This window comes from Pantoea sp. XAF26B01_ASV70, assembly GCF_054512635.1.
The window spans coordinates 673,324-695,900 of the sequence record NZ_CM137251.1 but is presented as its reverse complement, the minus strand read 5'-3'; the positions used below and the strand labels follow the sequence as shown (position 1 = coordinate 695,900).

Annotated in this window: 16 protein-coding genes; 6 read left to right on the top strand and 10 right to left on the bottom strand. The window is 59.5% G+C overall.

Going from position 1 to position 22,577, the window contains the following annotated elements; translation table 11 throughout:
• Positions 1-37: 37 nt before the first annotated feature.
• The 6 genes from ACX8ZY_RS03310 to ACX8ZY_RS03285 form a co-directional block, all read right to left on the bottom strand.
• Entirely contained in the window at positions 38-2,887 is a 2,850-nt protein-coding gene (locus ACX8ZY_RS03310; RefSeq protein WP_033785611.1) for a sensor domain-containing protein, read from the bottom strand.
• A gap of 178 nt (positions 2,888-3,065) precedes the next feature.
• Positions 3,066-4,154 (bottom strand): MBL fold metallo-hydrolase, encoded by a 1,089-nt coding sequence (locus ACX8ZY_RS03305; RefSeq protein ID WP_022623869.1) that lies wholly within the window; start codon positions 4,152-4,154, stop codon positions 3,066-3,068.
• A complete protein-coding gene (locus ACX8ZY_RS03300; RefSeq protein ID WP_089414915.1) occupies positions 4,142-5,881 on the bottom strand; it encodes an ABC transporter permease in 1,740 nt (579 codons plus the stop codon). Before ACX8ZY_RS03300 ends, ACX8ZY_RS03305 begins: the two co-directional genes overlap by 13 nt.
• Positions 5,882-5,883: 2 nt before the next feature.
• On the bottom strand, positions 5,884-6,885 hold the full coding sequence (locus tag ACX8ZY_RS03295; protein WP_459260608.1) for an ABC transporter substrate-binding protein: 1,002 nt from the start codon (positions 6,883-6,885) through the stop codon (positions 5,884-5,886).
• Positions 6,886-6,900: 15 nt separating this feature from the next.
• Positions 6,901-7,968, bottom strand: a complete 1,068-nt coding sequence (locus ACX8ZY_RS03290; RefSeq protein WP_400369434.1) for an ABC transporter ATP-binding protein — start codon at positions 7,966-7,968, stop codon at positions 6,901-6,903.
• A 133-nt stretch (positions 7,969-8,101) separates the two neighbouring features.
• A complete protein-coding gene (locus tag ACX8ZY_RS03285) occupies positions 8,102-8,701 on the bottom strand; it encodes a cupin domain-containing protein (protein ID WP_010249001.1) in 600 nt (199 codons plus the stop codon).
• Between the two features lie 330 nt (positions 8,702-9,031).
• On the opposite strand from ACX8ZY_RS03285, the gene ACX8ZY_RS03280 reads away from it, so the two are divergent.
• Positions 9,032-9,514 carry a YlaC family protein gene (locus tag ACX8ZY_RS03280; RefSeq protein WP_010249002.1) on the top strand — a complete coding sequence of 161 codons (483 nt, stop codon included), beginning with the start codon at positions 9,032-9,034 and terminating at the stop codon, positions 9,512-9,514.
• Here the strand turns inward: ACX8ZY_RS03280 and ACX8ZY_RS03275 are convergent.
• The 3 genes from ACX8ZY_RS03275 to ACX8ZY_RS03265 all read right to left on the bottom strand — a co-directional run bounded on the left by ACX8ZY_RS03275 (position 9,511) and on the right by ACX8ZY_RS03265 (position 15,431).
• A complete protein-coding gene (locus ACX8ZY_RS03275) occupies positions 9,511-10,914 on the bottom strand; it encodes an aminotransferase-like domain-containing protein (protein ID WP_010671109.1) in 1,404 nt (467 codons plus the stop codon). The two genes, ACX8ZY_RS03280 and ACX8ZY_RS03275, sit on opposite strands and share 4 nt — an antisense overlap.
• 125 nt (positions 10,915-11,039) lie before the next feature.
• A complete protein-coding gene (locus ACX8ZY_RS03270) occupies positions 11,040-13,196 on the bottom strand; it encodes a putative bifunctional diguanylate cyclase/phosphodiesterase (protein ID WP_010249004.1) in 2,157 nt (718 codons plus the stop codon).
• Positions 13,197-13,349: 153 nt separating this feature from the next.
• The gene (locus ACX8ZY_RS03265) at positions 13,350-15,431 is read right to left on the bottom strand and encodes a putative bifunctional diguanylate cyclase/phosphodiesterase (protein ID WP_421665223.1); all 2,082 of its coding nucleotides are present in this window, start codon (positions 15,429-15,431) and stop codon (positions 13,350-13,352) included.
• 543 nt (positions 15,432-15,974) lie between these two features.
• Here ACX8ZY_RS03265 and ACX8ZY_RS03260 point away from each other — a divergent pair.
• From ACX8ZY_RS03260 to ACX8ZY_RS03240, 5 genes are read left to right on the top strand one after another with little or no spacing between them, the layout of a single operon-like run.
• Positions 15,975-16,544, top strand: a complete 570-nt coding sequence (locus ACX8ZY_RS03260; protein WP_010249006.1) for a spore coat protein U domain-containing protein — start codon at positions 15,975-15,977, stop codon at positions 16,542-16,544.
• A 43-nt stretch (positions 16,545-16,587) separates the two neighbouring features.
• Positions 16,588-17,082 (top strand): Csu type fimbrial protein, encoded by a 495-nt coding sequence (locus ACX8ZY_RS03255; RefSeq protein ID WP_154210535.1) that lies wholly within the window; start codon positions 16,588-16,590, stop codon positions 17,080-17,082.
• 25 nt (positions 17,083-17,107) lie between these two features.
• A complete protein-coding gene (locus tag ACX8ZY_RS03250) occupies positions 17,108-17,806 on the top strand; it encodes a fimbrial biogenesis chaperone (RefSeq protein WP_010671112.1) in 699 nt (232 codons plus the stop codon).
• Positions 17,807-17,813: 7 nt separating this feature from the next.
• Positions 17,814-20,261, top strand: a complete 2,448-nt coding sequence (locus ACX8ZY_RS03245; protein ID WP_346541660.1) for a fimbria/pilus outer membrane usher protein — start codon at positions 17,814-17,816, stop codon at positions 20,259-20,261.
• Positions 20,258-21,235 (top strand): Csu type fimbrial protein, encoded by a 978-nt coding sequence (locus tag ACX8ZY_RS03240; protein ID WP_010249011.1) that lies wholly within the window; start codon positions 20,258-20,260, stop codon positions 21,233-21,235. The genes ACX8ZY_RS03245 and ACX8ZY_RS03240 overlap by 4 nt, the downstream gene beginning before the upstream one ends.
• Here the strand turns inward: ACX8ZY_RS03240 and tcuC are convergent.
• Entirely contained in the window at positions 21,232-22,554 is a 1,323-nt protein-coding gene (gene tcuC / locus ACX8ZY_RS03235) for an MFS transporter (RefSeq protein ID WP_010671115.1), read from the bottom strand. The two genes, ACX8ZY_RS03240 and tcuC, sit on opposite strands and share 4 nt — an antisense overlap.
• Between the last annotated feature and the right edge of the window lie 23 nt (positions 22,555-22,577).

Here is a 22,577-nt window from a genome sequence, read left to right as displayed (position 1 = left end):
GTATGGATTAACACGGTATGGATTAACCCGGCGCGGATTAACCCAGCGTTTTCAGCCGCAGTTCCGACGGCTGAGGCCGTCCGAACAGGAAGCCCTGGAACAGGGTACAGCCCTCATCGCGCAGCTTAGCGAACTGCTCATCGCTCTCCACCCCTTCGGCGGTAATCTGGATATCCAGACTGCGACTCATGCCGGTGATGGCGCGGATAATCGCCAGCGCCTCGCGGCTGTCACCCATATCATTGATAAAGGATTTGTCGATTTTGATTTTGTCGAACGGGAAAGATCGCAGATAGCTCAGCGACGAATAGCCGGTGCCGAAATCATCCAGCGCAATCTGCACGCCCAGCGCCTTGAGGTTTTGCAGGGTACGGATATTACCCAGCGAATCATCCAGCAGCACCGATTCGGTGATCTCAACCTCCAGCCGTGCCGGATCGAGACCCGACTCTTTCAGCGCGCCTTCCACCACCGGCACCAGCGAGCTGTTTTTAAACTGCAGCGGTGAGAGGTTAACCGAGACCGACTGCTCCCCTTCCCAGCTCGCCGCTTCGCGACAGGCTTCGTAGAGTGCAAACGCCCCCAGCATATGAATCAGGCCGGTCTCTTCAGCGATCGGGATGAAGTCGTTGGGCATGATCAGCCCGCGAATCGGATGATGCCAGCGCATCAGCGCCTCATAGCCAATGATGGTGCGGTTATCGCCGTTGGTGATGGGCTGATAGTAGAGCCGCAGATGCCCGCCGCTAATCGCATCGCGCAGATCGTTTTCTATCAGGCGTCGACTGCGCGCCACATCGTCCATCTCCAGCGTGAAATGCTCATAGCGGTTGCGGCCGTTACGTTTGGCTTCATAAAGCGCCATGTCCGCACAGCGCAGCAGCTGCTCCGGCGTATTGGTAATGGTGGTGCTGAGCGCAATACCCACGCTGAGCCCGACCGACAGATTATGGCCTTCAACGTTGACCGGCGGGCGAATCGCCTCAATCAGGCGCTGCGCCACAATGCTCGCCTCTTCATTACTGGCCACCGAAGGCAGCACGATGGCGAACTCATCGCCTCCGATACGCGCCAGAGTATCCTGGTCACGCAGCGCGTTACGCAGACGCTTAGCCACACTGCGCAGCAACTCGTCGCCAATCTGGTGGCCCAGCGCATCGTTCACATTTTTAAAGTTATCGAGATCAAGGCAGAGCGCGGCGGTCTGGCGCTGTATCTGACCGGCAGTGCGCAAGGCTTCACTCAGACGCTGGCGGAACAGAATGCGGTTCGGCAGGCTGGTGAGATTGTCGTGGTGCGCCATATGGTGAATACGGGCATCAGCAGCGCGCTGGTCAGTGACATCTTCCACCAGCAGCATCAGGTAGTTACGTCGCGCATCCTGACCGTTAATCGCGGTGGCGCGGGTATGCAGAATGCGTTCGCCGCTGGCGGTCATCAGCAACTGCTCACGCTCATGCATGCCCTCACTGCGCAGCGCAACATCCGCCAGATTATTAAAGTAATCGCTGAGTTCGGGCGACATACATTCATGCGGGCGCTTGTTGACGATCAGCGATTTCGACAGGCCAAACAGCTGCTGAGTGCGGTCGTTAACCAGCAGGATCTCGCGGGTGATCGCATCTTCAACAATCACGCAGGAGGGAATGTTGGCGATGATATTATCCAGGAATTTAGAGAGCGCGGTTTTCTGGGTGCTCTGGGCTTCAGCCAGATCCCGGGCGCGCAGCACCTGCTGCTCCTGCTCACGGCGTTCCGTGCGGTCGCGGGTGATCTTAGCGAAGCCAACCAGCTTACCGTCATCATCGTGGATCGCGTCGATGACCACATGCGCCCAGAAGGCGCTGCCATCTTTGCGGTAGCGCCAGCCCTCATCTTCAAAACGGCCGGTCTTAAGCGCGATACCGAGATTCGCTTCCGGGATGCGGTTCAGCCGCTCCTGGGAACTGTAAAACAGCGAGAAGTGCTGACCCACCACTTCATCCGCTTTGTACCCTTTGGCACGCTGCGCACCGGCATTCCAGTTCACCACCACGCCATCGACATCGAGCATATAGATGGCGTAATCGGTGACCCCTTCTACCAGCAGACGGAAACGCTGCTCCTGCTCCCGTTGCTGACTGCGGACGCGCTGCTGTTCGGTGCAGTCGCGGGTGATTTTAGCGTAGCCCAGCAGCTTACCCTGATCGTCGCGGATCGTGTCGATCACCACATGCGCCCAGAAGGCGCTGCCATCTTTGCGGTAGCGCCAGCCCTCATCTTCAAAGCGGCCGGTGCGATAAGCGGTTTGCAGGTTCTGCTCCGGGACACGGTTCAGGCGATCCTGGGCGCTGTAGAAGCGGGAAAAATGCTGGCCGACAATCTCTTCCGCCACATAGCCTTTGGCGCGCTGTGCCCCGGCATTCCAGTTCACCACGTTGCCGTCATGATCGAGCATATAGATAGCGTAATCGGTAACGCCCTCCACCAGCAGGCGGAAGCGCATCTCCTGCTCCCGCTCTTTGCGCTGCTGCTCCTGCTGCTGAGTGCAGTCGCGGGTAATACAGGCGTATCCCACCAGCAGACCGGCGTCATTGCGTATCGGGTCGATCGTCTCGTGTGCCCAGAAAGCACTGCCATCTTTGCGATAGCGCCAGCCTTCGCTTTCATGGTGTCCGGTAGTGGCAGCCATATCCAGCCCACGCTGCGGCAGGCCCCGGCGGCGATCTTCTTCGCTATACAACAGGGCGAAGCTGCAGCCAATCATCTCGTCTGGCGTATAGCCTATCGTGCGCTGAGCACCCTGATTCCAGCTGCCGATGATACCGTCAGGTTTTAGCATAGTGATGGCGTAATCATTCACGCTTTGTACCAGCATGCGATAGATGACCTCAGAGTTATTATCCATTGTGATTAGCCTGCTGCTCTGTAGCCGGATGACGGCTTAGGAATGTTCTTAATAGCGTGCGCAGACTACAGCCGAAAAGAGCTGAGATGACAAGCGCATTAAGAAGATTAATCAGTGTTTATAAGGGGTTTATCGGCAGCGGCGAGTAAATGTTCAATGACTCCGTGGCGGCGGCGCGTCAGGCGACCCGCTCCCAGCGCGAGGAGAGCGAATAACGGTGCTGCCAGCAGAGCATTGCCGGACTTTGGCTCATCAGCTGCTGGCACTCTTGCGGCGCGACAAACGCCGGGATCACTTTCTGGGCCGCCGTCTGTCTGATCAGCGCCAGCTGATCGTCGAGTGGCGGATGCACATTCCACGGCAGCCAGCGTGCCATGCCGGATTGCAGCATCTCAAAGGCACGAGTGCCGCTGGAAACGTGACTGCTGAAGATCAGACGAAAGTCGGGCTGATGGCTGAGCTGCGCCGCCAGCCCGCTGTCAGCCACCGCATCCGCCGCGACAATTACCGTATCCGGTCGCCAGCGGTCGGGTGTTGCGACGCGTAATAACCGGGCCAGCGCCAGCATCGCCGCGGCGGGCAGGCTGTTGAGCGCCAGCAACTGCGCCACCTCTTCGCGCACCTGGGGACACATCACCACCGGCAGCCCGCGAGCGCTGAGCTGCAGGGCCATCTCAGGGCCGCGCCCGTGCAGCGGCGCGGTGACCACGGCGCCCCCTTGTGCCGCCAGGGCCAGCGCGTCGATCTGCTGCGCCAGTCGCTGATTGCGGTCGCCATAGGAACCATCGGTAATCAACAGCCGTGCGCGTGGCGGGCAATCAAACGGCAACAGCAGCGATTCGCGACTCCAGTCGCCCATATAGGTGATGCCACCCGCAATTGGCAGATGAAACCAGATCGATCCTGGCGAATGCCCGCTGCGACCGGTAAAGAGATTCAGCGGCCCCAGCGCGCACTGGCCGCGCAATGGCAGGATGCGTCGCGCCTGAGCCGGAACGCCAGCCTCGCCCAGCTGCTGCCAGGTAATCTCACTGGCATAGACCGGCGGTGAACCGATGTCGGCCCAGCTATCCAGCGCCGCCGCGTGATCCACATGGGAATGGGTCAGGCAGAGCGCATCGACCTGGCCGATGGCGTCCATTGCGGGCCGGACGCCCGGCTCCGGCCCGGCACCTAAATCCCATAACAGACGGTATCCCTCTATCTCCAGCAGGAAAGCGGCCGGCAGTTTTCCGCCGACGCCGCTGATCACCGTCAGGCTTGCCATGGCAGGACTCCCTGCGGCAGACGGCGCGTCAGCCGTGAAGCCAGCAGCATTAAGCCCAGCACGATCCCAATCATCAGGCATCCGACCGCCGCCGCCAGCGGCGCCGATCCGCCTTCATCCAGGAAAATAATGGTCGGGCCAAGCGTCTGGGTTTGCGCGGTAACCAGCAGCACTGAAACCTGTATTTCATTCAGCGCGGTGAGGAACACCAGCAGCGCACCGGCCAGCACAGAAGGCGCCGCCAGCGGCAGCAGGATGTCAGTCATCCGCCGCATCAGACCCGCGCCGCATAAGCGCGCCGCCTCATCCAGTGACGGTTCGATTTGCGCGAACCCGGCTAGCGTCGGCCTTAACACCAGCGCCAGGAAATTGGCCAGATAGGCCGCGAGAATAATCCACACCGTTCCGTAAAGGGAAAATCCCAGCAGCGGCAGCGGTCGCAGGAAAAACAGCATCGCCGCCACGCCGGTGACAATGCCGGGCAGCGCATAGGTCAGCTCACTGGCGAATCCCAGCCCCCGCACCAGCCGGGTACGATGCCAGCTGAGAAAGAAAGCCAGGAACAGTGCCATGACGCTGAGCAGCAGCGCCGTCAGGCCGGTGAGCCACAGGCTGGTAAAGAACGCCTGCCGTATCGCCGGATAGCCCCATAGCGCCTGCTGAAAATTCTCCAGCGTCAGGGTTTGCCAGTTCAGAGCCTGACCGAAACCGCGGGTTAAGGCGGTGGTGAGCAATGCGCTGAGCGGCAGCAGCAAGGTGATCACCATCCACAGCCAGGCGATGATTTCGCCCGGCAGTCGCGCGCGCCGCAGCGGCTGGTGCCAGGGTCGTGGCGATCCGCTGACCCGGACATCGCGTCGTCCGCCCAGCCAGCCGCTAATCAGCATCCCGGCGAGGGTGATCAGCGCAATCAGCATCGAGTAGACGGCGGTATTGGGCAGCGCACCGGGGCCGAGGGTATTGAGCTGCTGATAAACCAGCGTAATCAGCGTCGGCACCCGCGCCGGAATACCCAGCATTGCCTGGATACCGAAATTCCCGACCGCAGCGACAAACGCCAGCGCCGCCCCGGCGAAGATCGCGGGGCGCGCCAGCGGCAGGATCACCGTGAACAGAATCTGCCGGGGTGATGCGCCGCTGATACGGGCCGCCTCCACCAGTTCGGCGGGGAGTCGACGCAGGCCAGCCCGCACCGTGAGGAACACCAGCGGCGCATTGTGCAGACCCAGCAGCAGTACCATGCCGGTCGCGGAATAGAGCGGTTGCTGACCGGGTGCCAGCCATGTCCCGCCCAGCGCATTCACCGCTGTGGCCAGCAGACTGCCCGGTGCCAGCGCCTGTACCCAGGCCAGCGCAGTCACCTGCGGCGGGATCATCAGCGGCAGGATAAAGGCGAATACCCAGGCCGCTTTGGCACGCAAATCAGTGAGCGCCACCAGCCAGGCGGCCACCGTTCCCAGCAGCAGCGACAGCAACGTCGCGCTGATGCCGATCGCCAGGGTATTCAGCGTGGCACTGAGCACCCGCCGGCTGGTCAGCAATCTCAGCAGGCGATCGCTATCCAGTATGCCATCCGGTGCCAGCGCGGTTCCCATCAGCCGGGCAAAAGGTGCCACCGACAGCAGGCCGATCACCAACACCAGTATGCCCAGCACCAGCGGTTCCGCCCGCCATCTGCGATGCCTGGCGGCCTGGCCTCTTCGCCATTCGTTGCCCAGCACGCTCACGATCAGCCGCCAAACAGTTCAGTAAAGGTTTTGCGGACCTGAGCATCCTCGGCCACCGCTTGTGCCACATCCGGCGTCAGCAGCGTGATTTGCTCAATCGGCGCAAAGCCACCGGGTGCCGCCACGCGGGCATCGACCGGCCGGTTGCCCTGCTTCGCCACCAGCTGCTGTCCCGCTTCCGACAGCATGAAATCAACAAAGGCTTTGGCGGCCGGCAGATTATGCGCCGACTTCATGATCGCCACCGGCTCGGTCACATAGGAGACGCCCTCCTGCGGATAGACCAGATCGATGGGCGATCCCTGCTTTTTGGCGCGGATAATATCGGCATCCGTGATCACGCCATACTTATCCATGCCGCTGGCAACCGCTTTCAGCGCCGGTCCATTGCCGCCCTGTGGCGCAATGCCGATGGCGGCCAGTTGCTGATAGAACGCCCAGCCTATCGACGGGGTATGGATATCGGTATGCAACTTATAGAGCGCCGCACCGGAATAGAGGGGACTGGGGACCGCAATCTGGCCTCTGTTTTCTTCTACTGCCAGCGCTTTCCAGCTACTGACCGGCTTCGCACGCTGGGTGTTATAGGCGATCACCGTGGCGATAATTTTGGTACCAAAAAAGGTTTTATCCGCATCGTAATAGGCAGGCTTCAGGTGGCTGACCGGGGCGGCCGGATATGAATAGAGCTGCCCCTCTTTCTTGAGCGCACCCAGATTGATCGCGTCGGCCACCAGCAGCACATCGGGTTTGACCTGGCCGCTCATCATCTCCGTGCGCAGCACGTTCATCAGTTGAGTGGTGCCGTTGCGGGTCCACTCCACCTCCACCGCCGGATACGCGGCCTTAAACGCATCGATGGTCTGTTGCGCAATTTCAGGTGCCTGCGACGTGTAAACCACCAGCTTGCCGCCGGGCGCGCCGGCCGCCTGCAACAGGGTTGAGGCCGCGAGGCCCGAGAGCAACAACAGCGCGTGAAGCGGAGTACGAAAAGCCGTTTTCATGGTTTCTGAAACCCTTTATGCAGGAAGAATCCAGCCGTCATCGACGGCGACGCCGACGGTGTCATCCACCGCCAGTAATGCAGCATCATTAAGCGTCAGCGACAGGCTGACATCCGGTTGATTAAGCGGTCGAAGGTTGATCTGATGGTAGCCACCGCGAAAGATAATGTGCTCAACGCGGGCGGCAAACTGCCGCTCTCCCTCAGTGGCGAGGTGAAAACTGACGCTGTGGAAGCTGGCTTTGCCGTGCGGCAGCGGGCGCTGGTGAGGCGAGCAGCGCAGCAAAACCCGCAGCCCGCAGAGCGTGGCGGTTGCCTGACCCGGATCGAGCGGCTCAATGTCGCTGACCGGCAGCACCCGCCCCTCATCAATAAAGGTCGCCACCATCTCATTAGCCGGTTCGCGCCACAGGGTCTGCGGGCTGGCGAACTGCATTACTCTGCCGTGTTCGAGCACTACGATGCGGTCGGCCAGTGCCATCGCTTCGCGTTGATCGTGGGTGATATAGAGTAAGGTGGCGCCGCTGTGGCGATGGAAGCGGCGGAACTCCTCTTCCATGGTGGCGCGCAGATGGACATCAAGGTTAGCCAGCGGCTCATCCAGCAGCACCAGCGTCGGCCGTGCCACCAGGCAGCGTGCCAGCGCCACGCGCTGGCGCTGACCGCCGGAGAGATCGGCGGGTCGGCGGTCGGCGAAGCGATCCAGCCCGACCAGCGTCAGGGCCTGGGTGGTGCGCAGTTCGCGTTCTGCGCGCGCCACACCGTTCACCTTCAGGCTGTAGCCGACGTTCTCCGCGACCGTCATATGCGGCCACAAGGCGTAGTTCTGGAACACCACGCCGAGCTCGCGGGCTTCCGGCGGCAGGTGCAGCCCGTCTGCGGCAACCTGACGTTCACCGATGCGGATTTCACCGCTGTCGAGCGTTTCAAAGCCGGCCAGCAGGCGCAGCAGGGTGGTTTTGCCGCAGCCAGAAGGCCCAAGAACGGCGACAAACTCGCCCTGATTAATCTGTAACGAAATCGCGTCCAGTACCGGCTGGGCGCCGAACGCTTTACTCAGTCCGGTTAACGATATTGCCGCCATCTTACTCTGCCTTTGCCGTTAACATGCTGGGCAAAACGCTACGACAGTTTGATGACAGCCCGGTGACAGCCAGGCTTACGGGACGCGAAAGCCGGGCTGGCGGAGCGGCATCGGGGCGTGCTCGCCCCGTGGCTTACTGCTGGGCGGTGAGCGCCGCAATCGGCTGCCAGATCTCGGTTAATGCGCCCTCTTTGCCGGTAAAGGGATCCTGCGTCGGTAACGGCACTTTTTTCACCTGCTCTTGGGCCATTTTCAGCTTCGCGGGCTCATCGCGCAGTGTCTCCGGTGACATCCCATGCGGATAGGCGCCAATCACCATAAAATCTTCGCTGGCGCTGACCTGCCGATGGCCGACACCCGCCGGAATCAGGACTGCATCGCCTGCGCGCAGGGTCACCATCCGGCCACTGTCGCCGCCAAACAGCACTTCCGCCCAGCCTTCAGCGACGCCCAGCAGTTCATGGGTATTAGGATGATAATGGGTGTATGGGAAGATCGGATAGCGCCAGGCGGGAGGCCAGCCGTTCTCCTCAAAGGTTTTCTCAAACCACGCGGCGATCTCCTCCTCTTCCGGCACCACGCGCGGCCAGATAATCAGAGGTAACGGGTTATTGGGTACACCGCCCGACGGGCTGGCGAGCATCAGATGCTGAGGATTGTCAGAGGCCCCGGCCGAGAAGGTGCCAGCGGCAAAGGACATCATTAATAGCAGACTGGAGGATGAGGCACGCATACAGGTTCTCCGATGTTTTTCTAAGTGTGGCAAACCCGCGGCACAATGCAATGTGCGCCAGACGGCACAATTGAGATAATTGACTGATATTGCTGACTAAAGCCAAATGTGTCGTTAACTATAGGGTCGGAGTGTGCCTGCGCGACAGAGGGTAGCGGTTCTTACTGCGGCAAAGTGTTGCAAAATGTCAGGCGGGAAGTCTAAAGGCGCAGCAGCCCGACGCCCCGGTCACTGTCGTATAAACTGTTATATAAAAAAAGCACAGATCTGTTTCTGATATGCTTGACTGTTATCTGTTGTAATAGCTAACAGATGACAGTGAGGTAACAAATGGACGCTATTAAACAAATCCTGATTGACGAGATCGCCCTGCTTAACCGCGAAGAACGTCGCGACAATTTGCCGCGTTTCAGCCTCTCGTTTCTGAAGAACCACCCTGGCCTCTGGGCAGTAATGTATCTCTGCTACGGCCTGTGCGTGGCGCTGATTTTCACCACCGAGATGCTTGGCTGGCCCGCCTTCTGGTTTGCCACCGTGTTTGTGCTGGTGATGAGTGTGCTGATGCTGCTGGATATCAACCCGAAATATCGCTTTGAAGATATCGATGCCCTCGATCTGCGCGTTTGCTACAACGGCGAGTGGTATTACATTCAGCCGGTGCGCGAACAGGCAATCTCACGCATTCTGTCGCTGCCTGAGACACCAGAACGCGTGAAGAGCGGTATCCAGCGTCTGCTGACGCAAAAAGGGGAAGTGGACTTCTATGATGTCTACTACCTGACCTGGGGCCATCAGGAAGCGGCGCGGGTTTAATCCGCCTGCCCTTCCGCCATCAGCTGACCCAGCTTCGCGATTGCCGCCTCGGCCCGACTATCCCACGGCCAGGCGGTATTTAACCTGAAGCAGTGCCTGAACTGCTCACCTGCCGAAAACAGCTGCCCCGGTGCAATACTGATCCCCTGAGCCAGCGCCCGCTGATAGAGCCGGGTCGTATTGATGCTTTCCGGCAGCGTCACCCAGAGAAAATAGCCGCCGCGCGCTTCGCTGACCGTGGCCTGCGGCGGCAGCACCTTCATTAACGCCTGGCGCACCATCTGCTGTCGCTTCGCCAGAATCTGTCGCAGCCGCTTCAGATGGGTGTCGTAACGCCGCGTGGCAAGAAAATCGGCCAGCGCCAGCTGCATCGGCGCACTGGTAGAGAGCGTGCTCATCAGTTGCAGCCGCTGAATACGCTGCGCATGCTGCCCCGCCGCGACCCAGCCGACCCGAAATCCTGCCACCAGCGACTTTGAAAATGAGCCACAGTGCAGCACGTTCCCCTGGCGATCCCAGGCTTTCGCCGGCAGCGGCGGCGCATCACCCGCCCAGAGTTCGGCATAGACATCATCTTCAATCATCGGTACCTGATAACGCGCCAGCAGTGCGACCAGCTGCTGTTTGCGTTCCGGCGTTAAGGTTACGCTCAGCGGATTCTGCAGGGTGGTCATCAGCCAGCAGGCTTTCACCGGCCAGCGCTGCAGTGCCTCCTCCAGCTGGACGAGGTCGATGCCATTTCTGGCATCGACCGGGATCGCCAGTGCCTTGAGCTTAAGCCGCTCTATCGCCTGCAGCGCGCCATAAAAACTCGGCTGTTCAATCACCACATAATCGCCCGGCTCGGTCAGCGATTGCAGACTGAGGTTCAACGCCTCCAGCGCTCCGCTGGTGATGACAATTTCATCCGGCGACAGGGTGATGCCCTGACGCGCATAGCGCTGCGCCAGCAGCTGTCGCAGTGTAGCGTTGCCGGGCGGCAGATTGTGCAGCGCATCGGTTGGGGTCAGATGATGAGAGACGTTAGCCAGCGAGCGCATCAGCTGGCGCTGCGGAAAGAGTGCGGGATCGGGAAAGGCGGAGCCAAACGGCACGATGGCCGGATCGCGCGTGGCCTGCAGCACATCAAACACAAAGTCGTTGATATCGACCTGTTCACTGATCGCCACGCTCAGCGGCGCGGGTGCTAAGGCACGCGGTGCAACGTAGTAACCCGACTGTGGACGGGAGACGATCCAGCCCTGACTCTCCAGCAACTCATAGGCATGCAGCACCGTCATCAGGCTGACGCCTTGCTGCGCGACCTGCTGACGCAATGACGGCAGACGGGTGCCCGGCAGCCAGATGCCGGCCTCTATCTGCTGCTGAATCTCATCCATCAATCGCTGGTATTTCGCCACGGGTGACCTCTCCTTGTTTGACCGTGAATAGTCTGACCGCGAGACTTTACCACGCACGGCGACCAATGACAGGCGGCGCGAATCGCTTTATCCGATTGCGCTGATTCTTCACGGCTTGAGGCAGGTCAGATCACAGCGACCTGCGGCGTCAGCGGCTGCCCGGCTTCGGCTTCGGCTTCGGCATTAAGACTCACTTCCGCAATCGCCTCTTCAATTTCTGCCACCACATAATCAGCCAGCTCCGGCACCCGCTCCGGGGGAACCGGCTTGCCCAGCAGATAGCCCTGCAGCGTATTACAGCCCAGGCTGGTCAGGAAGGCCTGCTGCTCAGCGGTTTCAACGCCTTCGGCCACCACTTTCAATTGCAGCGACTGCGCCAGCGCCACTATCGCCGACACGATGGTGGCATCTTCTGTGTGATGCTGCAGCTCATTCACAAAGGCCCGGTCAATCTTGAGTTCACTGGCCGGTAGCCGTTTCAGATAGAGCAGGCTGGAGTAGCCAGTGCCAAAGTCATCAATTGAAGCTTTCACCCCGAGCTGGGTCAGCTCAGTCAGAATACGCACGCTCTCATCGGGATCGCGCATCGCGGTGGTTTCCGTCACCTCCAGCGTCAGCAGTTCGGCCGGAATCTGATGTTTTTCCAGCGCATCCACCACCGTCTTCACCAGATTCGATTGCTCAAACTGCAACGCCGACAGGTTCACCGCCACCGACCAGTGCGGATGGCCCTGCAGATGCCACTGGCGCAGCTGGCGACAGGCTTCATGGATTACCCAGTTGCCGATATTGACAATCATTCCGGTCTTTTCTGCCATTGGCAGAAATTTATCGGGCGACAGCAGGCCGCGCTGCGGATGCTGCCAGCGCAGCAGCGCCTCAAAACCGAGAATCGGACCGCTCGGCGCGCAATATTTTGGCTGATAGAACAGGCGCAGTTCATCATGATCCAGCGCCTGCCAGAGATCGTTATTCAGCTGAAGCTGGCTCTGGGCCTGAATGTTCATTGAAGGCTGAAAGAAGGTGTAGCCGTTACGGCCATTATTTTTAGTGTGGTACATCGCCGCATCGGCGTTGAACATCAGTTCGCGCTCATCCACGCCATCGCCGGGATAGACCGCGATGCCAAGACTCAGCGATACCACCAGCTCATAGCGTGAGATATCAAACGGACGATCCACCGCTTTGACCAGCTTATCGGCGATGGCCGCCGCATCATTGGGATCGTCGATCTCCACCAGCAGCACAAACTCATCACCGCCAAGCCGCGCCAGCGTGAAGTAGCCGGTCATCTGCTCGCTCATGCGCTCGGTCACGCCGACCAGCAGACTGTCGCCAATGTGGTGCCCGAACGCGTCGTTGACCGCCTTAAACCCATCGAGATCCATAAACATCAGGGCAAACTGCCTCTGCTCACGGTTCGCTTTGTTAATCGCCTGCTCCAGCCGATCCTCCAGCAGGATGCGGTTGGGCAGTCGCGTCAGGTTGTCGTGCAGCGCCAGCTGTGCCAGCTCGCGATTGGCTTCAGCCAGCGAACTGGCGAGAATCGAGGTACGCGCCTGCATCCGCGCATCCAGCATCGACACCAGCAAGGTAATGCCCAGAATCGAAATAGTGACCACCGTGACCAGAATCGCCAGCCAGTTGCTGTTGACGCCCTGCCCGACCGGATGACTGTGGACGGGAAACTCTGCCGCCATCATGCCGGTGTAGTGCATGCCGGCAATAGCACAGCCCATCACCACCGATGCGCCAATGCGCAGCAGGGTGACCCGACTGGTCTGTCCTTCCCGCAGGTTAAACGCCAGCCACAGCGCGGTGCCAGAGGCGGCCAGGGCGATCGCTACCGACAGCGCCACCCAACCCCATTTCCAGACGATACCGGGGGAGAACATCAGCGCCGCCATGCCGGTGTAGTGCATCGCGACTACGCCGCTGCCGAGGATCAGCGCGCCGCCCGCCAGGCGCGGCAAAGGCAGATCGCCATTGCAGACCAGCCACAGCGCAAATATCGACGCACAAACCGCGATGGCCGCAGAAAAGGCGGTGAGCCCGGCGTTGTAGCTCATGACCATCTCCATGTTCATCGACAGCATGCCGATAAAGTGCATCGCCCAGATGCCGATGCCCATGGAAAAACCGCCGCCGAACAACCAGACCAGCGCAACTTTGCCGGTTGAATGCACCACCCGTCCCGCCATATCTAAGGCGGTGAACGAAGCCAGCATCGCGACAAGAACGGAGACGATGACGATAAAAGAGTCGTATGAGGTCGCTAACATAGTGCATTCCCGCGAAAGCAGAGCTTGTGGTTGGGCAGAGGGTTTTAAAATTATTCTCTTAGTTATCGGCACAGCCCGGCGGTTAATGAGCCGCGAACCCTGCATCCTTCCACTCATTCTGAGTGATGAAATCTATCGTTGCTGTCAACACAGTCAGCCGGACAGTGACGCCACCGGCTGTCGCAGTGAGGGAAAACTCAGCGCCTCAACCCGGTCCGCTGGCGTCGGCTTGCCCAGCAGATAGCCCTGCAGCGCATCAAAGCCTAAGCTGGTGAGCAAATGCTGCTGCTCTTCAGTCTCCACCCCTTCCGCCACCATGCGCAGATTGAGGCTCTGCGCCAGGGTCAGCATGGCGCTGACTACGGTCGCATCTTCACTGCCGGGCCGCAGGCAGTTGATAAAGCTGCGATCAATTTTGAGTTCACTGGCATCCAGATCTTTGAGATGCAGCAGGTTGGCATAGCCGATGCCGAAGTTATCAATCGCGACGCTGACACCCGCCTGCTGCAATTCACGAATGCGCTGCTGGCTGAAAGCGGGATCGCGCATGGCAATCGCTTCAGTGATCTCCAGCATCAGCGCGCTGCCTGGCAGCTGGTAACGCGCCAGGGTCTGCGTCAGGATAGTCAGCAAATCACGCTGGTGAAACTGCAACGCGGAGAGATTCACCGATACCGTCCAGTCACTCTGGCCCTGGCTGTGCCATATCCTGAGCTGACGGCAGGCCTCCCCGATCACCCAGTTACCCAGCGCAATAATCTGACCGGTTTTTTCGGCGCGCGGCAGAAACAGCTCAGGCGTCAGTAAACCGCGCTGCGGATGCTGCCAGCGCAACAACGCTTCGAATCCTATTAACCTGGTGCCGCCGGAACAGAATTTGGGCTGATAGAACAGCCGCATCTGCTCGCGCTCTATCGCCTCCCACAGATCGTTCGCCAGCTCCAGCTGATGCTGCGTCGCGGCGCTCATGGCCGGTTCAAACAGGCACCAGCCGTTTCGTCCGCTGTGTTTGGTGTGGTACATCGCCGCATCAGCATTAAACAATAGCTCCTGCCGGTTGCGACCGTGCAGCGGAAAGATCGCAATGCCCGCGCTGAGTGAAACGTGCAGCAGATAGCGGTCAAGTTCAAACGGCGAACTGATGACTTTAACCAGTTTTTGCGCCAGCTGGCGGGCTGCGCTGATATCGCACTCAGCCATCAGCACAAATTCATCGCCCCCCAGACGCACCAGCAGCATCGTGTTGCTGAGCTGGCTACACAGCCGTTCCGCCACCGCCACCAGCAACCGATCACCGACATGATGTCCCCATGTGTCATTGACCGCTTTGAAGCCATCGAGATCCATATAGATCACGGCAAAGCGATGCTCATTAAGCATCGCCTGTTTAATGGCGAGATCGAGCTGCTGCTCCAGCATTACACGATTGGGCAGCGTGGTCAGGTTGTCATGCATCGCCAGCTGACGCAATTCCTGGTTAGCGCGATTGAGGCGGGTCGCCAGACGCGCGGCGCGTAGCTGCGCATCCAGCATCGAACTCAGCAGAGTGATACCCAGAATAGTCAGGGTAATCAGCGTTACCCACACCGCCAGGCCCGCATTACTGACGCCGTGCGGCTGCATCATACTGCTGGGGCTGAACTCTGCTGCCGCCATACCCACATAGTGCATACCGGCGATGGCGATGCCCATGACCAGAGAGGCCAGCCCGCGCATCAGCATCAGATGATGATCGCCCTGGCGCAGATGAAAGGCCAGCCACAGCGCCAGGCCAGAGGCCGCAAACGCAATCAGCACAGAGAGCGCCACCAGCAGCGCATTCCACTCCGGTTGCGGTTCAATCAGCAGGGCATACATACCAAGATAGTGCATGACCACCACACCCGCGCCCAGGATCAGCGTGCCGCTCAGCAGCCGCTGGCGGGTGAGATGCAGGCCACCCACCGTCTGGCCAAAAGCCAGCACAGACGCCAGGATCGCCACCAGCAGCGAGAGGATCGTCAGTCGCGTGTCATAGCGCATCATCATCGGCAACATCATCGCCAGCATCCCGATAAAGTGCATTGCCCAGACGCCAATCCCCATTGCGATGCCGCCCACCAACAGCCAGAACCGGGCGCTCCAGCCACGGGATACCGCCACTCGTCCGGCGGTATCCAGGGCTGTAAAAGAGGCAATGAACGCCACGATCAGCGAAACGCAGATCAGGACGCTATCCCAGGTGACAGGCAACATGTGCAACTCCTCACCACCCGCGGAGAAACGGGTGCTGTGTACAGTCTGATAAGTGATCTGAAAACACCCGATGGGTGAAAGTGATTAAATTTCGGTATTTTATGGTCCTGAAGGCCGGGCAAAACGCGCCCGCCGACGCTGGCCATTTATAACCTGCATCTTATTAACCGCCCGCAGAGCAAGCCGGTAAACCGTTATTATGTCTGATTGGTACAGGAACATATCACCGAAGCAGAAAGCATGCCAGATACCGAAAAAACAAAGAATTTTGTTTAATCGCCTCGTCTTCGCGCCTTGCTGTTACTGGGTTATCGGCCGGAGTGACGTTTTGATTAATCAAAAATAAATAGCAAGGCTTCGCGTAACGCTTTAACTGATCTATAGTAAGTAAAACTGATATAAATCAGCATTCTTAAGTCTAAGATTTTTCTTAAGATAGCGGCACTGCCTCCCTTGTTATTTTATTTCCTTTATTTTGGGTTGAATCGTTAATAAACACCGGGTGAAAAAGCACTGACTCTGGATAATCCGTAAGGAAATATTATGAAACTCAAGCTTTTTCTGTTTGCCGCTGCAGGATTAACTGTCGCTATTCCGTCATTAACCCAGGCGGCGACGACCTCGGGAACCATCAATGCCACGTTAACCCTGACCACCGGTTGTCTGGTGAACGGCCAGTCGGCTACGGCGGGCGTTAACTTCGGTACCCTGAACTTTGGTAGCAGCGCAGCCACGTTCGATACCCTGAACGCCACACTGGTCGGTGCGGCTGGTAACGGTATTTTTGTGCGCTGCACCACCGGTCAGGATTACAACGTGGTGGTCACCAGCAGCAATACTGCACCGGCGACCATCTACGGCACCGCCTCTGCATCGCCGCGTTATCTGGTGCTGGGATCGGATAATGCGCAGGGCATCGCCTATACCCTCTACAGTGATGCCTCCTTTACCACGGCGATCGCCAACAATACGCCTATCGCCGCCAGCGGTACCACCGATCCGACGCTGGGGACCAACTACGCCATCTATGGCCGGGTGGTCGGCGGCGGCTTCAATCCCCTGATCCCTGCCGGAACCTATACCGACACGATTAACGTTGCCGTGAACTATTAACTGCTGTCGCAGGTAAATACGGGTGGTTCTCTGGCGATCCTGCCTGACGATCGCATGCGGTCTGCCCCTGCTGACAGGGAGTATCAGCGCCTGGAGTCTGCCAACCAGCACCTTCCAGGTTACCGCGTCAATTGTGGCAGGCTGCGTGATATCCGGTACCAATACCGGCGTCTTTGGCACGCTTAATTTCGGTACGCAGTCTGGCGTGGCGGCGAATACCGTCAACGCCAGCTATCTGCAGAGCACCTCGATTAATCTCGCCTGTACACCGGGCACCACGCTGAGCATGAGCATTAATCAGGGCAACAATTTCACCACGACCCGTAACCTGAAGCTGCCCAATTTCAGCAACACCGTTCCCTACACGCTCTTTAGCAACGCCAGCCGCACCACGGTGATCCCAGTCAATCAGGCGGTGCCGCTGAGTTATAGCAATGCCAATAACATTACGCTGCCGATCTACGGTCAGCTACAACTCCCCGGCACTGCGCGCGCCGGCGTTTATACCGACACGCTGACCGTCACCCTGAGCTGGTGAGGTGATAGAAAACAAGGATATGATCATGAAGCCACTGCGCGCCCTGTTGCTGCTGCTAAGTTCCACCCTGCTCTCCCCGGCCTTCGCCGCGAATTCGGTCATGATCTGGCCCATCGATCCCGCCATTAATCCTGAAGAGAAAGCCAGCGAACTCTGGCTGGAGAATCGCGGTAACAGCACCACCATGATGCAGATCCGCGTCTTCAGCTGGCAGCAGAACAATGGCCAGGAGCAGTATCAGACTCAGCAGCAGGTAGTCGCCAGCCCGCCGATGGTGCGGATGGAGCCAGGCCAGAAACAGCTGGTCAGGCTGATTAAACAGACGCCGCCTGCGGCCGGTAAAGAGCTGGCCTATCGGGTGGTGCTGGATGAGATCCCGACCCCGCGTAATCCCGGCGAGAATCAGGCCGGGCTGACTTTCCAGATGCGCTATTCGGTGCCGCTGTTTGTTTATGGTACCGGGCTGAACACAGACAGCGCTCGCCCGGCTCTGCGCTGGCAACAGGTCAGCGAGGGCGGCAGGCGCTGGCTCCAGTTAACCAACAGCGGCAGCGGTCACGCCCGGTTGAGCAATGTGGCGATTGGCGGTCGCAAACTGGGCGAAGGCTTATACGGCTATGTGCTGGCTGACAGCTATCACCGCTGGCCGCTCACCTCGCCGGTGAGCGGCGAACTCACTGCAGAGGTTAACAAGAGCCAGTGGCGCAGCGCTGCCCAGAAGTAAGCGCTGAATGAGACCGTTTTCCCTGCATCCCTGCGCGCTGGCCGTGGCCAGCGTTATTTACGCTTTTACGCCGGATCCTGTGCTGGCGGAGACTTACACATCCCTGCCCCCGCCACCCAGCCTGCAGACCAGCAGCAACGGTCAGCAATATATGCTGGAGCTGGTGATTAACCAGCAGGAGAACGGCAATATTGTGCCGGCAGAGCAGCGCGACGGTCATTTCTGGATTCGCAGTGGCGATTTGCAGCGTGCCGGCCTGCCAGCGGATAAGCTGGGCCAGCAGCCGCAGGTCGATGTCAGCAGCCTGCAACCCATCAAAGTGGAGTATGACGCTGCGCGACAGCGTCTGCTGCTGACCGTACCGCCTGAGTGGCTGCCCGGTCAGGTGATTGGCGAGGCGAAGAACGGACCGCGCTATCCAGGCCGTACCAGCAGCGGCGCGCTGATTAATTATGATCTTTACGCCAGCCGCACGGATAACAGTGGCTCCCGCCTGTCCGCCTGGAACGAACTGCGGCTGTTTGGTGATGCCGGTCATTTCTCCACTAATGGCGTCTGGCAACAGCAGCTGGAAGGCAGTACGACTTATCAGGATGATGGCTATATCCGCTACGACACCTGGTGGAGCAATGAAGATGAGAATGCGGCGGTAAGCTGGCGGGTCGGCGATCTGGTCACCGACTCGCTGGCCTGGAGCAGCAGCGTGCGGCTCGGTGGCATCCGCGTCGGTCGCGACTTCAGCGTCCGTCCCGATCTGGTGACCTATCCGCTGCCCGCCTTTTCCGGTCAGGCCGCCGTCCCTTCCACCGTCGATCTCTTTATCAACGGCTATCGCTCCAGCCAGGCGAACGTGCAGCCTGGCCCCTGGTCGATGACCAATGTGCCATTCGTTAACGGCGCAGGTGATGCCGTGATCACTACCACCGATGCGGTTGGCCGCCGTGTCACCACCACCATGCCGTTTTACGTCTCCAGTAACCTGCTGAAATCGGGGCTGTCGGACTACGCCTTCTCTGCCGGGGCAATCCGCGAAAACTATGGCATAAAGAACTTCGATTATGGTGAGGCAGCGGCCAGCGGCTCTTATCGTTACGGTATGACCGACTGGCTGACGCTGGAGAGCCACGCCGAAGGCAGCGAAACGCTGGCGATGGGCGGGCTGGGTGGTCAGCTGCGCGTCGGCAGCTGGGGCGTGGTCAACGGCGCGGTGGCGCAAAGTCAGCTCGATGGCGAGAGCGGCAGGCAATATAGCTGGGGATATCAGTACAACAACCGCTGGTTCAACATCGGCACTCAACAGACCCAGCGCAGCAGCGACTTCGGCAATCTGGCGCTGGTCGGCAGCCGTGCCGGTAGCCAGGCGGATAGCCGCTACGCACTCTCACGCCGCAGTGCTCAGTACAGCGCCAGCGTCTCGCTGAACCGCTTTGGCAGCGTCGGTGCCGCTTTCATCGACATCACTGACGGTCAGGGCGATCGCACCCGGCTGTGGAACCTCTCATGGAGTAAAAACCTGTGGGGTAACAGCAGTCTGTATGTCTCGGCCAGCCGCGATCAGCAGGAGAAAAGCTGGACCGGAGCGATTTCGCTGGTGATCCCGTTTGGCGAACAGGGCAGCGTGGCCCTCAGCAACGAACGCGACCAGCGTGGCCGCGACAGTCAGCGCGTTTATGCCTCACGCGCCATGCCCAGCGACGGCGGGTTCGCCTGGGATGCCTCCTGGGCGAATCAGAGCGGAGACAGCGGCGATTATCGTCAGGGCAGTCTGCGCTATCGCAACAACCAGATTGATACCTCGGCGGGCTTCTATGGCGATGATGATAACCTCACCCAGTGGGCCGATCTCTCGGGTGCGCTGGTGTTAATGGACAACAGCGTCTTTGCCGCTAACGAGATCAACGACGCCTTTGTGCTGGTGAAGACCAACTATCCCGACGTTAACGTGCGCTACGAGAATCAGTCGATGGGACGCACCAATCAACAGGGTTATCTGCTGGTGCCCGCCATCAGCAGCTACTACCCGGCCAAATATGATATCGACACCCTCGACCTGCCGGCAGATATGACCACGCCACGGGTTGAGCAGCGCTTTGCGGTGAAACGCCAGAGCGGCTATCTGCTCAACTTCCCGGTGGAGAAACTGCGCTCAGCCAGCGTAATCCTGGTCGATGCGCAGGGCCAGCCGCTGCCGGTATCAAGCCTGGTGCAGCGTCCCGATCATCCCACCGAGTATGTCGGCTGGGATGGCATCGTCTGGATGGAAGATCTCACCGCCAGTAACCCGATGCAGGTGGTGACGCCCGATGGCCGCCAGTGCGAAACCGAACTGCGCATCGCCAGCGGTCAGCCGCAGGCGCTGAAAACTTACGGCCCCCTGACCTGTGCGCTGCCCGCCCCTGCCGCAGGCAGCGCCCCCTCTCCCGCTGAATCTTTTACGTCCGGAAACCGACCATGATGAAATCTGTAATACTGGCTGGCCTGCTGCTGTTACTGCCGTCGCTGGGCTACGCCGCCTGCGCCCTGCCCGCCTCGACCGCCAGTTTCGGTTCAGTCACAACCTTTGTGGCTAACACCACCGTCAGTTCCACCACCACCAATGCCAACGTCAACTGTGGCGCGGGTGCCGGGCTGTCGCTGCTGGGCAATAACCAGATCACCTTTCAGCTGACGGGCGCGACCAATAGCAACGGCACGCGCGGTACGCTGAAACGCAGCGGTGATACCGGCAGCGATAATGTGCCGGTGCGGCTCTGCACCGACACGGCCTGCGCTACTGAACTGACGATTGGCGGCACGCCGTTTGTCTATGGTTCGCAGACCCTGATCAACCTGGCGGGTTTGCTCGGCAGCCTTAACTTCGCCATTCCGGTCTATCTGCGCACCGTTCCTGGTCAGGTGGTCGCCGCCGGGACCTACCAGCTGACGCTGAATATGGCTGTGACTTATCGCATCTGCACCAGCGTTGCGATTGGCAATATCTGTTTAAGCGAGCAGAACGGCAGCGGTGTCATCCCGATTAATATCACCGCCATTCTTACCAATGACTGCACCACCATCACCGCGCCGAATATCAGCTTTGGCAGCGCGCCGCTGGTCGGCAGCTTCTCCGCCGTGTCACAGACCATCAATGTGTTGTGCAGCAAAGGCAGCACCTATACCGTCGGGCTGAGCAATGGCAGTTATCCGGTGGGCAGCGTCAGGAATATGGCGAGCGGCGCGAATCGGCTAAGCTATGAAATTTATAAAAGTACCACCAGCAATCGCTGGGGATCGGCAGGCACTGAACGCTGGAGCAGTACCACCTCGACGGCGGTATCCACGGATGGACTGACGCGCGGTTTTAACTACACCGCGCGCATCCTGACCACGCAGAACACGCCGCCAGCCGGAAACTACAGCGACAGCGTGGTGGTCGATTTGTCGTTTTAGAGTGAAGCACTGACCGGCGTGCCGCTGTGACGGGTCTGATACTGCTTCACCATCCGGCCAATCAGCAACGTGCCGATCAACCCACAGACTGCGGCAAAGGTCAGCCAGACGCCCGGCATCGCTTTGTCACCGGTGGCATGGATCAGGTAGCTGGAGATGGCAGGCGTAAAGCCGCCAAACAGCGCCGTCGCCAGGCTGTAAGCCATGGAGAAACCGGCGGCGCGCACCTCCGCAGGCATGATCTCCGCCAGATAGACCACCATCGCGCCGTTATAGCTGGCATAGAGAAACGACAGCCACAGTTCCGCTTCCAGCAGGTGGGCGAAGCTGGCCGATCCCACCAGCCAGTGCAGCACCGGCCAGGTGGTGACAATCATCAGCAGGGTAAAAATGATCAGCAGCGGACGGCGACCGACGCGGTCCGACAACGCCCCCATCAGCGGCAGCCAGATGAGGTTTGAGACACCGACACAGAGCGTCACCAGGAACGCCTGCTTGTCACTCATCATCAACACCGTTTTACCAAAGGTCGGGGTAAAGGCGGTGATCATGTAGAACATCACCGTGGTGGTGACCACCATCAGCATCCCCGCCAGCACCAGCGCCCAGTTGCTGGCGACAGACCGCATGATTTCCGTCATGCTCGGATGATGTTTACGTTTGCTGAACGCCTCGGTCTCTTCCAGCATCCGGCGGATATAGAACAGGAACGGCACAATCAGACAGCCGATCACAAACGGGATACGCCAGCCCCACTCCGTCACCGCCTCTTTCGCCAGCAGATGATTCAGCATCAGACCCAGCAGAGCAGCAAAGATCACCGCAATCTGCTGGCTGCCCGACTGCCAGCTGACGAAAAAGCCTTTGCGTCCTTTGGGCGCGACTTCGGCCAGATAGACCGACACGCCACCCAGCTCCACGCCCGCCGAGAAGCCCTGCAACAGCCGTCCCAGCAGGATCAGAATCGGCGCTGCCACGCCCAGGGTGGCGTAGCCCGGCACCAGAGCGATAGTCAGGGTGCCCATCGCCATTAAGCCCAGCGTCAGCAGCAGCCCTTTGCGACGACCATGATGGTCGATGTAGGCACCGAGGATGATCGCCCCCAGCGGGCGCATCAGGAAGCCGGCACCAAAGGTCATCAGGGTCAGCATCAGGGAGGCAAACGGGTCATCACCGGGAAAGAAGGTTTTTGAAATGGCGGTGGCGTAGTAGCCAAACACCATAAAATCATACATCTCCAGGAAGTTACCACTGGTGACGGTGAAGATGGTTCGGGCGGCACTTTTCGGCGGCTTTTGTAAAGACGGGGTGTGACTCATAACGGCTTCCTGTTGTTTTTTAG

Excerpts from the sequence above, each read along its gene's own strand:
- ACX8ZY_RS03310 (WP_033785611.1), bottom strand. The coding sequence starts at position 2,887 with ATGGATAATAACTCTGAGGTCATCTATCGCATGCTGGTACAAAGCGTG.
- ACX8ZY_RS03305 (WP_022623869.1), bottom strand. The coding sequence starts at position 4,154 with ATGGCAAGCCTGACGGTGATCAGCGGCGTCGGCGGAAAACTGCCGGCC.
- ACX8ZY_RS03295 (WP_459260608.1), bottom strand. The coding sequence starts at position 6,885 with ATGAAAACGGCTTTTCGTACTCCGCTTCACGCGCTGTTGTTGCTCTCG.
- ACX8ZY_RS03290 (WP_400369434.1), bottom strand. The coding sequence starts at position 7,968 with ATGGCGGCAATATCGTTAACCGGACTGAGTAAAGCGTTCGGCGCCCAG.
- ACX8ZY_RS03285 (WP_010249001.1), bottom strand. The coding sequence starts at position 8,701 with ATGCGTGCCTCATCCTCCAGTCTGCTATTAATGATGTCCTTTGCCGCT.
- ACX8ZY_RS03280 (WP_010249002.1), top strand. The coding sequence starts at position 9,032 with ATGGACGCTATTAAACAAATCCTGATTGACGAGATCGCCCTGCTTAAC.
- ACX8ZY_RS03270 (WP_010249004.1), bottom strand. The coding sequence starts at position 13,196 with ATGTTAGCGACCTCATACGACTCTTTTATCGTCATCGTCTCCGTTCTT.
- ACX8ZY_RS03265 (WP_421665223.1), bottom strand. The coding sequence starts at position 15,431 with ATGTTGCCTGTCACCTGGGATAGCGTCCTGATCTGCGTTTCGCTGATC.
- ACX8ZY_RS03260 (WP_010249006.1), top strand. The coding sequence starts at position 15,975 with ATGAAACTCAAGCTTTTTCTGTTTGCCGCTGCAGGATTAACTGTCGCT.
- ACX8ZY_RS03250 (WP_010671112.1), top strand. The coding sequence starts at position 17,108 with ATGAAGCCACTGCGCGCCCTGTTGCTGCTGCTAAGTTCCACCCTGCTC.
- ACX8ZY_RS03245 (WP_346541660.1), top strand. The coding sequence starts at position 17,814 with ATGAGACCGTTTTCCCTGCATCCCTGCGCGCTGGCCGTGGCCAGCGTT.
- ACX8ZY_RS03240 (WP_010249011.1), top strand. The coding sequence starts at position 20,258 with ATGATGAAATCTGTAATACTGGCTGGCCTGCTGCTGTTACTGCCGTCG.
- tcuC (WP_010671115.1), bottom strand. The coding sequence starts at position 22,554 with ATGAGTCACACCCCGTCTTTACAAAAGCCGCCGAAAAGTGCCGCCCGA.